The sequence below is a fragment of the Fundidesulfovibrio magnetotacticus genome (assembly GCF_013019105.1).
GTDB lineage: Bacteria > Desulfobacterota > Desulfovibrionia > Desulfovibrionales > Desulfovibrionaceae > Fundidesulfovibrio > Fundidesulfovibrio magnetotacticus.
The window spans coordinates 84,273-97,535 of sequence record NZ_BLTE01000014.1; the positions used below are offsets into that span (position 1 = coordinate 84,273).

Here is a 13,263-nt window from a genome sequence, read left to right on the forward strand (position 1 = left end):
GGGCAGGGCGGTCAGGCCGTAGGGAAAGATGCCTCCGGCGGCCAAAGGGCTACGCCCTTTGGAATCCCACCTTGCTTCGCGACGGCGGGAGATTCGACAGACGTGGAGCGGGTGCGCGGTCGGGGAATATGCCTCCGGCGGGCAAAGGGCTACGCCCTCTGCACTCCCTCTCCGCGTCGCGGGCTTCACCGGGAAGGACCGTGTTGCCTTTGCCGGGCCTCTGCGCAGAGGCCCGGCAACAGCCGTGGCGAGTGTGTTTCTCGCTGTGCAAAGGAGACGATTCATGCGTTCGACGATCTGGGTGGAGCAGGGCGCGTTCCTTGATCCAACCCTGCCGCTCTCCCGGTCTGAGTTGACGCCGCTCATGGAGCGCCTGATGGAGGCGCTGGGTCTTTCCGGCGCTTCGGTGGAGTTGCGCTGCGTGGACGACGCTGAGATGGCGCGGCTGAACGGGGAGTTCCTGGGGCTGCCGGGGCCCACGAACATCCTGTCGTTTCCCGCGGAGGACGCGGAGCGTCCCGACTACCTGGGCGAGCTGGCCCTGGGCGTGGACACCCTCTCGCGCGAGGCGGCGCTCTACGGGCAGGAGCCGCGCGAACACCTGGCGCGGCTCCTGGCGCACGGCCTGCTGCACCTGGCCGGGCACGAGCACGGCCAGGTGATGGACGAACTGACGGACCTGGGGGTGGCGGCCCTGCGCTAGGCCGCGCAGATGCCGTATGACGGTAAGAGTTCGTTGAGCACGTACAGTCTGTGGAACTGGAGCGCGTCGTGGAATAGCTTCCAGTTGGATGCCATGAATGCCGGATCGAAGCCGAGCAAGTTAGAAATGATTGTCTGTTCGTTATTGGTGCCGAGGGCAAGGAACTTCCAGGAGTTCTGGCCATCCTTTGCGTAGTTGAGGGGCACGCCGCTGATGCCGGGTACGGTTCCGAGCTTGATCATTTCCAGCCACGCTGCATGTCTTTTGTCGGCGTCTTTGTGCTGGATCTCTTTGAATTTGTTGATCAGGAACTGGCGTTCTTGCGTGGTCAGCCCCTGTGTGGCCGGTTGTTGGCCGCTGCTCCTCCATTGTTTCATGAAGCTCAGCATCTTGTCGGCCGCATCGGCAAGACGCGATGCATTGTCTATAGGGGGCTGTTTGTCCCCTTGCCAGTTGCTGTACTCCCATTCGATGTAAGGGAGGTCCGGACATGAACTGACCTGAGCGTGTCCGAGTTTTGTCGGGAGCTTGGTGGCAAGCTCATCCATCAGGTCAATGTATCCCGACGGTTTCAATACTTCCAGATCCGATGCGTCATTCACCTCGGCGTCCAGTCCGGCGAAGTTCTGGTGAGCCCAGGTGTCCGCGTAAACGTGCATGGTGATGCCGAGGCGATGGAGTGCGTGCGGTGAATCCTTGCGACGCAGACATTCGGCCAGCATGTCTTGGGCCACGGGGCTGTTCGCCAGGCAAATCAGGCGCTCTTTGAAACTCTTCCCGCAATGCTGGTCGCGCGGGACGCCGCAGTTCCCAGGCAGAAAGTGAAACGGAACCCAGGTCCTCACGTCCTTGGCCTTGTCGGCGTTGCGCAAGTCGAGGATATCGTGGGCGGAAGCCGTTCTCAGGTACATCTGCCCTTCATCGAACCGGACGGTCCCCATGTACGTCGAGTCGTCGACGTATTGGGCCGCATAGGCGATGATTTCGGCGTCCTGATGGCCGAACCCGGCCCAGCGGGACAGGATGTAGGTGATGGCGTGGTGGAAGTCTTTTTGCATCGCGTTGCCCTCCCTTTGTTTGTGTAATTATAAGCTTGTTCTGTGAATGTTGGAAACGTTGTTTGAATTGATTCGATATCCAGATATCTGTCAGTCTTGGGGGCGAGCCTGCTGCGTGAGCGTCGACGCCAGGCTTGAGGGGACATCGCCTCCCTCTTTACATTGCCCGTTCCTGGGGCTAATCGGTCGCTTTTGGTCAAGCGAATCCGTGGAGGCCTCCATGCCCAGAAAGTTCCTAGAAATCCACGACATGACCCGCGCCGAAGCGCACGCCGCCGTCGCCCGGGCCATCTGGATGAAACAGGCCAAGTACCGCTCCGATCTGCTGGAGGGGCGCACCGTCGCGCTCATCTTCGAGAAGGCGTCCACGCGCACCCGCGTCTCGTTCGAGATGGCGGTGCGTCACCTGGGCGGCTCCACCATCTACATGACGCAGCACGACTCCCAGCTGGGCCGCTCCGAGCCCGTGGAAGACACCATCCGCGTGCTTTCGCGCTACGTGGACGGCCTGGTGATGCGCACGTTCGAGCACTCCAAGCTCACCCGCATGTGGGCCAAGTCTTCCATACCCATCGTCAACGCGCTCTCGGACGACTTCCACCCCTGCCAGGTGCTGGGCGACGTGATGACCATGACCGAGCGCGGCGCCAACCTGGAGAAGACCAAGGTGGCCTGGGTGGGCGACGGCAACAACATGGCCAATTCCTGGATCAACGCCGCGGCCGTGTTCGGCTTCGAACTGGCCCTGGCCTGCCCCGAAGGCTACGACCCCATGCAGGGCGTGCTGGACGCCGCCCTGGCCCAGGGCGCGCGGGTCTCGCTCGTGCGCGACACGGCCCAGGCCGTGAAGGGCGCGCATTTCGTCAATACCGACGTGTGGGCCTCCATGGGCCAGGAGTCCGAGGCGGCCGAACGCATGAAGGTCTTCGAGTCCTACCGCGTGGACGCGGCGGCCATGGCCCTGGCCGCGCCCGGCGCGAAGTTCATGCACTGTCTGCCCGCCCACCAGGGCGAGGAAGTCACGGCGGAGGTCTTCGAATCCCCGGCGTCCATCGTCTGGGATCAGGCCGAGAACCGCCTGCACATCCAGAAGGCCATCCTGGAGTGGGTCTATTCCGGGCAGGAATCCAACGTTCCCTACACTCTCGCGGAGATCTAAATGAGCAGCATCAAGAAGGTGGTCCTGGCCTATTCCGGTGGCCTGGACACGTCGGTCATCCTCAAGTGGATCAAGAAGACCTACCAGTGCGAGGTCATCACCATGACCGCCGACCTGGGACAGGAAGAAGAGCTGGACGGCCTGGAGGAAAAGGCCCTGCGCACCGGGGCCACCAAGGCCTACATCGACGACCTGCGCGAGGAGTTCGCCAGGGACTTCGTGTTCCCCATCCTGCGCGCCAGCGCGGTCTACGAGGGCCGCTACCTGCTGGGCACCTCCATCGCGCGGCCGCTCATCGCCAAGCGCATGGTGGAAATCGCCCTGGCGGAGGGCGCGCAGGCCGTGTCCCACGGGGCCACCGGAAAGGGCAACGACCAGGTGCGCTTCGAGCTCACCGCCATGGCCCTGGCCCCCCAGCTCAAGACCATCGCCCCCTGGCGCGAGTGGGACTTCAAGGGCCGCGCCGACCTCATGGCCTTCGCCCAGGAGAACGGCATCCCCGTGCCCGTCACCAAGGAGAAGCCCTACAGCTGCGACCGCAACCTCATGCACCTCTCCTTCGAGGGCGGCGAGCTGGAAGACCCCTGGAACGAGCCCGGTCCCCACAGCTACCTGCTCTGCGCCCGGCCCGAGGACGCCCCCAACGAGCCCGAATACATCGAGCTGGAATTCGACAAGGGCAATCCCGTGGCCCTCAACGGCATCAACATGACCCCGGCCTCCCTGATCCGCGAGCTCAACAGGATCGGCGGCAAGCACGGCGTGGGACGCCTGGACATGGTGGAGAACCGCTTCGTGGGCATGAAATCCCACGGCGTCTACGAGACCCCGGGCTGCACCATCATCCACACCGCCCACCGCGACCTGGAGGGCATCACCATGGACCGCGAAGTGATGCACATCCGCGACTCGCTCATCCCGCGCTACGCCGAGATGGTCTACTACGGCTTCTGGTACGCCCCCGAGCGCGAGGCCGTGCAGGCCCTCATCGACAAGAGCCAGGAGCGCGTGAGCGGCGTGGTGCGTCTGAAGCTCTACAAGGGGCAGGCCACCCCCGTGGGCCGCAAGTCCCCCAACAGCCTCTACAACATGGAGCTGGTGACCTTCGAGGAGGATTCGGTCTACGACCAGTCCGACGCCACGGGCTTCATCAGGCTGCAGGGGCTGAGGCTGAGGGGCTACAAGAAGATGTAAGCGGCGGGGCGCTGCCCCGGACCCCGGCAGGGCGGCGCCCTGCACCCGCCGGGGGGAGAGCCTCCCCCCGGACCCCGGCGGTTGCTTCGCTGGGACGCTGCCCAAGGAGTAAGCATGATCGTCAGCCAGAGCCTGGAACAGGACTACCTCGCGCGCTTCAGCGACGGCACGCACGAAGCCCTCTCCGACACCACCCCGGAGCACGGCGGCGCGGCCGCGGGCTTCTCCCCGCACGACCTGCTGGAAGCCGCCCTTGCCAACTGCATCGTGATCATTAGCCGGATGTACGCGAAAAAGCACGACATCCCCCTGGAAGGGGTGAAGGCCACGGTCACGCTGCGGCGCGACGATCCGGCCAAGGCCGTGTTCGAATACAGCGTGGAACACCAGGGCGACATCACGCCCGAGCAGCGCGAGCGCCTGCTCAAGGCCATCTCGGCCTGCCCCGTGCACAAGACGCTCAAGCGGGAAATGGTCTTCACGCGGGTTTGAGGCCGCAAGCGGCTTCTTGTGCTCCCGTCTTCGGGAATCGAACGAGTACCCGGGCGGCCTTGCCGCCCTTTTCTTTGAACGCATCGCAAGGCCCACGGAGGCCCACATGTCCACTTCGTCCAAGCCCTGGGGCGGCCGCTTCGCCGAGCCCACCTCCAAGATCGTCGAGCGCTACACGGGCTCCGTGCGCTACGACAAGGCCCTCTACGCCCAGGACATCGCCGGGTCCAAGGCCCACGCGCGCATGCTGTCCCGCCAGGGCATCATCGGCCAGGAGGACGCCAATAAGATCGTGGCCGGGCTGGACCTGGTGCTGGGCGAAATCCACGCGGGAACTTTCCAATGGAAGGAAAGCCTGGAAGACGTGCACATGAACATCGAGGCCCGGCTCACCGAGCTGATCGGAGAGCCCGGTAAGAAGCTGCACACCGGCCGCTCGCGCAACGATCAGGTCTGTCTGGACTTCCGCCTCTTCGTGAGCGCGCGCCTGGAAGTGTGGAGCGAACTGCTGGCCGCCCTGGTGAAGGTGCTGGCCGGCCGCGCGGGCGAGCACGCCGAGACCCTGCTGCCCGGGACCACGCACCTCCAGCCCGCCCAGCCCGTGAGCCTGGGCCACCACCTGCTGGCCTACGCCTGGATGTTCCGGCGCGACCATGAGCGCTGCCGCGACGCCCTGAAGCGCGCGGCCGTTTCGCCCCTGGGCGCGGCGGCCCTGGCGGGCACCACCTTCCCCCTGGACCCGGCCTCCGTGGCGGAGGAGCTGCAGCTCAACGGGACCTTCCGGAACAGCCTGGACGCCGTGTCCGACCGCGACTTCGCCCTGGAGGCCCTCTTCGTGGGGACCACGGTGATGATGCACCTCTCGCGCCTCTGCGAGGAGCTGATCCTCTGGGCCAACCCCAACTTCGGCTACGTGGCCCTGCCCGACGCCTACGCCACTGGCAGCTCCATCATGCCCCAGAAGAAGAACCCCGACGTGGCCGAACTGATGCGCGGCAAGACGGGGAGGGTTTACGGGGCGCTCTTCACGCTCATGACCATCATGAAGGGCCTGCCCCTGGCCTACAACCGGGACATGCAGGAGGACAAGGAGCCCTTCTTCGACGCCGACCGCACGGTGAGCGATTCGCTGGCCATCATGGCCGAGATGATGCAGGCCATGGGCTTTAGGCCCGAGAAGATGCGCCAGGCCCTGAAGCTGGGCTTCCTGAACGCCACGGAACTGGCGGACTACCTGGCGGCGCGGGGCGTGCCCTTCCGCGAGGCGCACCACGTGGCGGGCTCCGCCGTGGCCCTGGCGGAGAAGTCCGGCCGGGGGCTCGAAGACCTCTCGCTGGAGGAGCTGCGCGGTCTGTGCGACAAGATCGGCCCGGACGTGGCCGAGGTGCTCCAGTACGAGACGGCCGTGAAGCGCCGCGACACGCCCGGCGGCACGGCCCCGGAACGGGTCGAGGAGCAGATCGCGGCGCTGGAGAAGTGGCTGCTGGAACTGGAAAAGGGGGCGTAGGCCGGGAGAAGGGTGGCGGAAGCGTATAGGGGTCGAACCTACCGAAGGGGATGAGCCTTCCACTGGATTTGAAGTCCAGGCGCCACACCGGTGACGATACGCTTCCGTCCGGGGAACACCCCTCATAACCTTAAATCCTCATGAATACAACCTCGGGCGCATGGACAGCCCAAGGCCGAAGTGTTACCTGTGCTGGAGCGGGAAACTCCGCGGAGGAGCAGACTTGAACAATTTCACCAAGAACCTGGGCATCTGGGCGGTCATCTGCCTTGTCATGATCGTCCTGTTCAACCTGTTGAACCAACAGCCCCCCCAGGCGTCCAAACTCGCCTATTCCGACTTCCTCAAGAAGGCCACCTCCGGCGAGATCACGGCCGTGAAGATGCAGGGCAACCGCATCGAGGGCGTCACCAGCGACAACCACCGCTTCGGCACTTACGCCCCCTACGACCCCAACCTCGTCAAAACCCTCCTGGACAACAAAATCCAGGTGCGCGTGGAGCCCGAGGAAGAGTCGCCCTGGTACGTGAGCATCTTCGTCTCCTGGTTCCCCATGCTTCTGCTCATCGCCGTGTGGATCTTCTTCATGCGCCAGATGCAGGGCGGAGGCGGCAAGGCCATGAGCTTCGGCCGCTCGCGTGCCCGGCTCATCAACCAGGACACCCAGCGCGTCACCTTCCAGGACGTGGCGGGCGTGGACGAGGCCAAGGAGGAACTTTCAGAGATCGTTCAGTTCCTCTCCGACCCCAAGAAGTTCACCCGTCTGGGCGGGCGCATCCCCAAGGGCGTGCTCCTGGTGGGCTCCCCCGGCACGGGCAAGACCCTCCTGGCGCGCGCCGTGGCCGGCGAGGCGGGCGTGCCCTTCTTCTCCATCTCCGGCTCCGACTTCGTGGAGATGTTCGTGGGCGTGGGCGCGGCCCGCGTGCGCGACCTCTTCGTCCAGGGCAAGAAGAACGCCCCCTGCCTGATCTTCATCGACGAAATCGACGCGGTGGGCCGTCAGCGCGGCGCGGGCCTGGGCGGCGGACACGACGAGCGCGAGCAGACCCTCAACCAGCTGCTCGTGGAGATGGACGGCTTCGAGTCCAACGAGGGCGTCATCCTCATCGCCGCCACCAACCGCCCCGACGTGCTCGACCCCGCGCTCCTGCGCCCCGGCCGCTTCGACCGCCAGGTGGTGGTGCCCACGCCCGACCTGCGCGGCCGCAAGCGCATCCTGGAAGTGCACACCCGCCGCACCCCCGTGGACGGCTCCGTGAACCTGGACGTGCTCGCCAAGGGCACCCCGGGCTTCTCCGGAGCGGACCTGGAGAACCTCGTCAACGAGGCCGCCCTCTCCGCCGCCAAGCTCGGCCGCGACAAGGTGGTCATGGCCGACTTCGAGATGGCCAAGGACAAGGTGCTCATGGGCAAGGAGCGGCGCAGCCTCATCCTCTCCGACGAGGAGAAGCGCACCACCGCCTACCACGAGGCCGGACACGCCCTGGTGGCCAAGCTCATCGAAGGCTCCGACCCCATCCACAAGGTCTCCATCATCCCGCGCGGCCGCGCCCTGGGCGTGACCATGCAGCTGCCCGAGGACGACCGCCACACCTATTCCAAAACCTACCTGATCAACTCCATCGTCATGCTCATGGGCGGACGCGTGGCCGAAGAAGTGGTGCTGGACCAGCTCACCACCGGCGCGGGCAACGACATCGAGCGCGCCACCAACATGGCCCGCAAGATGGTCTGCAAGTGGGGCATGAGCGAAAAGCTCGGCCCCCTGAGCTACGGCGAGAAGGACGAGGAGATCTTCCTGGGACGCGACATGGTGGCCCACAAGAACTTCTCCGAGGACACCTCCCGCCAGATCGACATGGAGGTCCGCTCCATCGTGGAGGGCTGCCACGCCCGCGCCAAAGAACTCCTCACCGGGAGCATCGAGCACCTCCATGCCATCGCCAAAGCCCTCCTGGAGCGCGAAACCATCTCCGGGGCCGACATCGACCTGCTCATGAAGGGCGAGGAGCTGCCCCCCGTAGAGATCAAGGCCGACGTGCCGCCCCCGGCCGCGCCCAAGGCCTCCGAGACCCCGGCCGCCGGGGACATCCCCGCCGACGCCCCGCCTCCGGCAGACGCCCCCGGCGAGCCCGGCGACAAGGACTCCGGCCGTTAGACAGGCCCCATGCTGAACACCGCGCCGACCCTTCTCCGGCGGCGCTCCCGCCCATGAGCGAATCGCGTCATCATACCGGCCGCGAGGCGAAAGCCTCGCGGCCTTCCAGCTGGACCGTCCTGAACGGACGGGTTCTTGGGCCGTCGCCGCATCTGGTGATGGGCATCGTCAACGCCACGCCCGACTCCTTTTCCGACGGCGGGCGCTTTCCGGGCCCCGAGGCCGCCGTGGACCACGCCCTGGACATGCTGGACCACGGCGCCGACGTGGCGGACGTGGGCGGGGAGTCCACCCGGCCCTTCGCCCAGCCCGTGGACGCCGACGAGGAGGAGCGCCGCGTGCTCCCGGTGGTGCGGGGCATCCTGGCGCGCAGGCCCGGCGCGGCGGTCTCCGTGGACACCACCAAGGCCCACGTGGCCGCCCTGGCCCTGGAGGCCGGGGCCGTCATCGTCAACGACGTGTCGGCCTGCACGGCCGATCCGGGCCTCCTGGACGTGCTGGCCCAGCACAGGCCCGGCTACGTGCTCATGCACTCCCAGGGCGACCCGCGCACCATGCAGGTGCGCCCCGGCTACGGCAGCGTGCTGGCCGAGGTGGCCCGCTTCTTCGAGGTGGGCCTGGCCATGCTGGTGAACGCCGGGCTCCCGGAGGAGCGCATCGTGCTGGACCCGGGCATCGGCTTCGGCAAGACCCTGGAGCACAACCTGACGCTTCTGCGCGGGCTTCCGCTCTTCGCCGGCTTCGGCAGGCCGTTGCTCATGGGGCTTTCCAACAAGTCGTTCCTCGGGGGGCTTCTGGGGCTTCAGGTGGACGGGCGCGGCCCGGCCACCCAGGTGGCCACGGCCCTGGCCTGGCGCAACGGGGCCTGGGCGCACCGCGTGCACGACGCGGCCGGGGCGGCGCAGGCCCTGAAGCTGGTGGAGGCCATGACGTGAACCACTGGTTGGACGTCCTTCCGGCCTTCCTGCCCGTGGGCTGGCGCGAGCTCCTGGACATCTTCCTGGTGGCCGTGGTGTTCCACCGGGTGATGCTCCTGGTGCGCGGAACGCGGGCCGTATCGGTGATCCACGGGGTCATCGTGGTGCTTTTGGCCTACTATCTTTCCGGCGAGTTCGGCCTCTTCACCCTGCACTGGCTCCTGGCCAACTTCCTGGGTTCGTTCTTTCTGGTGATGGTCATCCTCTTCCAGGCCGACATCCGCAAGGCGCTCTCCCAGGTGGGGCTGCGCTGGTTCGGCGGGGCCAGGCCCCGGCGCGGCGGGCTGGAGGCGGAGGTGGAGCTCCTTGCGGACGCGCTGCTGGAGCTGGCGCGCCGCAGGGTGGGCGCGCTGGTGGTGCTGGAGCGGGGCGTGCCTCTGGGCGACGTGGCCGCGCGCGGCGTGGAGCTCTCCACGCGGCTCACGCGCGACGTGCTCCTGGCGGTGTTCCACCACGAGAGCCCCCTGCACGACGGCGCGGTGGTGGCGCGCGGGGGCGACGTGGCCGCCGTGGGCTGCATCCTGCCCCTTGCCGCCTCCCGGACGTTGCCTTCCCAGTTCGGCACGCGCCACCGCGCGGCGGCGGGCGTCACCGAGGACACCGACGCCCTGGCGCTGGTGGTCTCCGAAGAGCGCGGCGAGGTCCGCGCGGCCCAGGGCGGCGCCGTGTCCGAGCCCCTTGACCGGGAGGCCCTGGTCTCCCTGCTGGAACGCGAATGGGCGGGCCGGGCATGAACGTGCGGCGCGTGGGGTACGACTGGCTGTTGGCTCTTCTGTTGGCGGTGCTTTCGTGGTATCTGGTCACGGGACGCGAGCGGGTGGACACCTGGGTGCGCGTGCGCATCGAAACCGCCGGGCTTGCCGAGGGCCTGGTGCTGCGCGGAGCGCCCCGCGACTACCTGGACGTGCTGGTGCGTGGCCCCAAGGGCCTCGTGCGCAAGCTCGACCCCAGCGAGCTGGTCTACACCCTGGACGCGCGCAAGCTCGCGCCCGGGGCCAACACGGTGGTCATCGCGCCCGAGAGCATCCCGGTCTCCAAGCTGTTCGAGGTGGTGGAGGTGCGCCCCTCGCGCCTGGAACTGGAGGTGGAGCGCCGCCTCGCCAGGGCCGTGCCCGTGCGTCTGGCCTTCCGCGACGGCGCGCAACGCGACTACAAGCTTTCCGGGTCCGTGGAGCCGTCCCAGGTGACGGTCTCGGGACCCGAGTCGGTGGTGAAGGGCATCGATTTCGTGCCGGTGCAGCCCATCACGCTGCCGGAGGACGGCACGGGCCGCCTCGAGACCCCCGTGAATCTCGTGCTGCCCGAGCAGGTGGAGGCCCAGCCCCGCTCGGTGCGCGCCCAGGTGAACTATCAGCTGCTCACGCGCGAGGCCGCCGTGGAGGTCCCGGTGCGGGTGGCTGGCGCATCGGGGCATGTGGCGCACGTGTCGCCCGAGAGCGTGATGCTGCGCCTGCGCGCGCCCCTGCCGCTGCTTCGCGAAGGGGCCTGGCGCGGCCTTGTGGACGCCTTCGTCGAGATGCCGCCCGGGTTGGCCCCGGGCCGCCACGAGACAACCTACCGCGTGACCCTGCCCCAGGGCTGCGAACTCATCCAGGCCAGACCCGAAAAGGTGACGGTGCTGGTGAAATGATACGGGAGACCCCATGAAAAAGCGCCTCTTCGGAACCGACGGCTTGCGCGGCCAGGTGAACATCCACCCCATGACCCCCGAGGTGGCCCTGCGCCTTGGGCTGGCCGCCGGAGCGCATTTCCGCAACGGCAAGGGCCGTCACCGCGTGGTCATCGGCAAGGACACGCGGCTTTCGGGCTACATTTTCGAGTACGCCCTGGCCTCGGGTTTCTGCGCCTCGGGCATGGACGTGTTCCTGGTGGGGCCTCTGCCCACGCCGGCCATCGCCTTCCTCACGCGCTCCATGCGCGCCGACGTGGGCGTGGTGATCTCCGCCTCGCACAATCCCTACATGGACAACGGCATCAAGTTCTTCGACCGCCGCGGCTTCAAGCTGCCCGACGAGGCCGAGGACCGCATCGCCGATCGCGTCCTGGCCGAAGAGGACAGCTGGGAGTTCCCAGCTCCCGAGGACGTGGGCCGCGCCTTCAAAATCGAGGACTCTCCCGGCCGCTACAACGTCTATCTCAAATCCACCATCCGCTCGGAGCTCAAGCTCGACGGGCTCAAGGTGGTCATGGACTGCGCCAACGGCGCGGCCTACCGCGTCTCGCCCCTGGTGTTCGAGGAGCTGGGCGCCAAGGTGATCAAGCTGGGCGTGGACCCCGACGGCATGAACATCAACCGCAAGGTGGGCTCGCTCTATCCCGAGGTGACCGCGCGCATGGTGCGCGAAACCGGCGCGGACGTGGGCATCGCCCTGGACGGCGACGCCGACCGCGTGATCATGGTGGACGAAAAAGGGGCCATCCTGGACGGCGACCAGATCATGGCCATCTGCGCCCAGGACATGATGGAAAAGAACCACCTGCCCGGCAACCTTCTGGTGGCCACGGTGATGAGCAACATGGCCCTGGAGGTGTTCATGCGCGAGCGCGGCGGCAGACTCCTGCGCACCGCCGTGGGCGACCGCTACGTCTTCGAGGCCATGGAGCGCGAGGGCGCGATCCTGGGGGGCGAGCAGTCCGGCCACATCATCTTCCGCCACCACGCCACCACGGGCGACGGTACCCTGGCGGCCCTGCAGCTCATCCGCATCATGCTGGAGCGGGGCAAGCCCCTCTCGGAGCTGGCCCACCAGCTGGAGCCCTATCCCCAGGTGCTGCTCAACGTCCACGTGGAGCGCAAGATCCCCTTCGAGACCGTGCCGGCCGTCGCCGACGCCGTGCGCGAGGCCGAGGCGGCGCTCCAGGGCAAGGGCCGCGTGCTCCTGCGCTACTCGGGCACCGAGTCCGTGGCGCGCGTGATGGTGGAGGGCACCGATGCCTCCCAGGTGCAGTCCCTGGCCGAATCCCTGGCCCAGACGCTCAAGGAGCATCTTCGCTAGCCACGGGGAATTCGCTGGACATTACGGGCGATTCTCCTAAAATCCTGCTTTGGAGCAAAACGGCCCGGAAGCCGCCCGGGGCATTGGTGCGGGCAGACCCGGACCTTGAAGGAGAGAGTCGATGGAAATCTCGAAAGTCGTCGTTCCCGTGGCGGGGTGGGGCACCCGTTCGCTGCCCGCCACCAAGAACGTGCCCAAGGAAATGCTGCCCATCTTCAAGAAGCCGGTGGTGCAGTATGTGGTGGAAGAGGCCCAGGCAGCCGGTCTCAAGGACGTGGTGTTCGTCACCAACCGCAACAAGACCATCATCGAGGACCACTTCGACTACAACCTCGCCCTGGAGCAGCTCCTGGAGAGTTCCGGCAAGACCGAACTGCTCAAAACCGTGCGCCAGACCGCCGAGATGGCCAACATCATCACCGTGCGCCAGAAGAAGCAGCTTGGCCTGGGCCACGCCGTGCTCTGCGCCAAGGAAGTGGTGAAGAACGAGCCCTTCGCCGTCATGGTGGGCGACGACCTGATGTTCAGCATGGAGCCGGGCATCAAGCAGCTCATCAACGTGGCCCAGTCCGAGCACATGGCCGTGGTGGGCGTCATGGAGGTGCCGGCGGACAAGGTGTCCAGCTACGGCATCATCGAGGCCGACGAGTTCTCCTCCGGGCTCTACCGCGTGCGCGACCTGGTGGAGAAGCCCAAACCCAGCGAAGCCCCTTCCAAGCTGGCCATCGTGGGCCGCTACGTGCTCTTCCCGGACATCTTCGATCACCTGGAAACCCTCCAGCCCGGCCCCGACGGCGAATACCAGCTCACCGACGCCCTCAAGGGCCTGGCCAAGTCCGGCAGGCTCATCGCCGCCAAGCTGCGCGGACAGCGCTTCGACGCCGGCGACTGGGTGGACTACCTGGCCGCCAACATCTACTTCGCCCTCCAGGACGAAGACCTGCGCTATCCCCTGATCGCCAAGCTGCGCGACTTCATGCCCATCTAGCCGCGCCCGGGCGCAAACCTTCCTTCGCGCC

Annotated in this window: 12 protein-coding genes and 1 tRNA gene; 11 read left to right on the forward strand and 2 right to left on the reverse strand. The window is 66.8% G+C overall.

Annotated elements, in window-relative coordinates; translation table 11 throughout:
- Window positions 1-283: 283 nt before the first annotated feature.
- Window positions 284-703 carry an rRNA maturation RNase YbeY gene (gene ybeY, locus NNJEOMEG_RS14860; RefSeq protein ID WP_173085837.1) on the forward strand — a complete coding sequence of 140 codons (420 nt, stop codon included), beginning with the start codon at window positions 284-286 and terminating at the stop codon, window positions 701-703.
- On the opposite strand, the gene NNJEOMEG_RS14865 is transcribed toward ybeY, so the two are convergent.
- Window positions 700-1,761: a DUF6765 family protein gene (locus NNJEOMEG_RS14865; RefSeq protein WP_173085839.1), complete on the reverse strand. Its 1,062-nt coding sequence runs from the start codon at window positions 1,759-1,761 to the stop codon at window positions 700-702. The two genes, ybeY and NNJEOMEG_RS14865, sit on opposite strands and share 4 nt — an antisense overlap.
- A 220-nt stretch (window positions 1,762-1,981) precedes the next feature.
- Here NNJEOMEG_RS14865 and argF point away from each other — a divergent pair, with 220 nt between their 5' ends.
- The 4 genes from argF to argH all read left to right on the forward strand — a co-directional run bounded on the left by argF (window position 1,982) and on the right by argH (window position 6,113).
- Window positions 1,982-2,920 (forward strand): ornithine carbamoyltransferase, encoded by a 939-nt coding sequence (gene argF, locus NNJEOMEG_RS14870; protein ID WP_173085841.1) that lies wholly within the window; start codon window positions 1,982-1,984, stop codon window positions 2,918-2,920.
- Window positions 2,921-4,114: an argininosuccinate synthase gene (locus tag NNJEOMEG_RS14875; protein ID WP_173085843.1), complete on the forward strand. Its 1,194-nt coding sequence runs from the start codon at window positions 2,921-2,923 to the stop codon at window positions 4,112-4,114.
- 114 nt (window positions 4,115-4,228) lie between these two features.
- A complete protein-coding gene (locus NNJEOMEG_RS14880; protein ID WP_173085845.1) occupies window positions 4,229-4,606 on the forward strand; it encodes an OsmC family protein in 378 nt (125 codons plus the stop codon).
- Between the two features lie 106 nt (window positions 4,607-4,712).
- Window positions 4,713-6,113 carry an argininosuccinate lyase gene (gene argH / locus NNJEOMEG_RS14885; RefSeq protein ID WP_173085847.1) on the forward strand — a complete coding sequence of 467 codons (1,401 nt, stop codon included), beginning with the start codon at window positions 4,713-4,715 and terminating at the stop codon, window positions 6,111-6,113.
- Between the two features lie 13 nt (window positions 6,114-6,126).
- Here argH and NNJEOMEG_RS14890 read toward each other — a convergent pair.
- Window positions 6,127-6,219, reverse strand: a tRNA-Sec gene (locus NNJEOMEG_RS14890).
- A 117-nt stretch (window positions 6,220-6,336) separates the two neighbouring features.
- On the opposite strand from NNJEOMEG_RS14890, the gene ftsH reads away from it, so the two are divergent.
- The 6 genes from ftsH (at window position 6,337) to galU (ending at window position 13,232) form a co-directional block, all read left to right on the forward strand.
- Window positions 6,337-8,271, forward strand: coding sequence for an ATP-dependent zinc metalloprotease FtsH (gene ftsH / locus NNJEOMEG_RS14895; RefSeq protein WP_173085849.1), 1,935 nt, complete (start codon window positions 6,337-6,339; stop codon window positions 8,269-8,271).
- Between the two features lie 53 nt (window positions 8,272-8,324).
- Entirely contained in the window at window positions 8,325-9,206 is an 882-nt protein-coding gene (gene folP / locus NNJEOMEG_RS14900) for a dihydropteroate synthase (protein ID WP_173085850.1), read from the forward strand.
- A complete protein-coding gene (locus NNJEOMEG_RS14905; RefSeq protein WP_235956988.1) occupies window positions 9,203-9,982 on the forward strand; it encodes a diadenylate cyclase in 780 nt (259 codons plus the stop codon). The genes folP and NNJEOMEG_RS14905 overlap by 4 nt, the downstream gene beginning before the upstream one ends.
- Window positions 9,979-10,878, forward strand: a complete 900-nt coding sequence (locus tag NNJEOMEG_RS14910; RefSeq protein ID WP_173085851.1) for a CdaR family protein — start codon at window positions 9,979-9,981, stop codon at window positions 10,876-10,878. The genes NNJEOMEG_RS14905 and NNJEOMEG_RS14910 overlap by 4 nt, the downstream gene beginning before the upstream one ends.
- A 13-nt stretch (window positions 10,879-10,891) precedes the next feature.
- Window positions 10,892-12,244 (forward strand): phosphoglucosamine mutase, encoded by a 1,353-nt coding sequence (gene glmM / locus NNJEOMEG_RS14915; protein ID WP_173085852.1) that lies wholly within the window; start codon window positions 10,892-10,894, stop codon window positions 12,242-12,244.
- A gap of 121 nt (window positions 12,245-12,365) precedes the next feature.
- Window positions 12,366-13,232 carry a UTP--glucose-1-phosphate uridylyltransferase GalU gene (gene galU, locus NNJEOMEG_RS14920; RefSeq protein ID WP_173085853.1) on the forward strand — a complete coding sequence of 289 codons (867 nt, stop codon included), beginning with the start codon at window positions 12,366-12,368 and terminating at the stop codon, window positions 13,230-13,232.
- Window positions 13,233-13,263 lie beyond the last annotated feature (31 nt).

Excerpts from the sequence above, each read along its gene's own strand:
- ybeY (WP_173085837.1), top strand. The coding sequence starts at position 284 with ATGCGTTCGACGATCTGGGTGGAGCAGGGCGCGTTCCTTGATCCAACC.
- NNJEOMEG_RS14865 (WP_173085839.1), bottom strand. The coding sequence starts at position 1,761 with ATGCAAAAAGACTTCCACCACGCCATCACCTACATCCTGTCCCGCTGG.
- argF (WP_173085841.1), top strand. The coding sequence starts at position 1,982 with ATGCCCAGAAAGTTCCTAGAAATCCACGACATGACCCGCGCCGAAGCG.
- NNJEOMEG_RS14875 (WP_173085843.1), top strand. The coding sequence starts at position 2,921 with ATGAGCAGCATCAAGAAGGTGGTCCTGGCCTATTCCGGTGGCCTGGAC.
- NNJEOMEG_RS14880 (WP_173085845.1), top strand. The coding sequence starts at position 4,229 with ATGATCGTCAGCCAGAGCCTGGAACAGGACTACCTCGCGCGCTTCAGC.
- argH (WP_173085847.1), top strand. The coding sequence starts at position 4,713 with ATGTCCACTTCGTCCAAGCCCTGGGGCGGCCGCTTCGCCGAGCCCACC.
- folP (WP_173085850.1), top strand. The coding sequence starts at position 8,325 with ATGAGCGAATCGCGTCATCATACCGGCCGCGAGGCGAAAGCCTCGCGG.
- NNJEOMEG_RS14910 (WP_173085851.1), top strand. The coding sequence starts at position 9,979 with ATGAACGTGCGGCGCGTGGGGTACGACTGGCTGTTGGCTCTTCTGTTG.
- glmM (WP_173085852.1), top strand. The coding sequence starts at position 10,892 with ATGAAAAAGCGCCTCTTCGGAACCGACGGCTTGCGCGGCCAGGTGAAC.
- galU (WP_173085853.1), top strand. The coding sequence starts at position 12,366 with ATGGAAATCTCGAAAGTCGTCGTTCCCGTGGCGGGGTGGGGCACCCGT.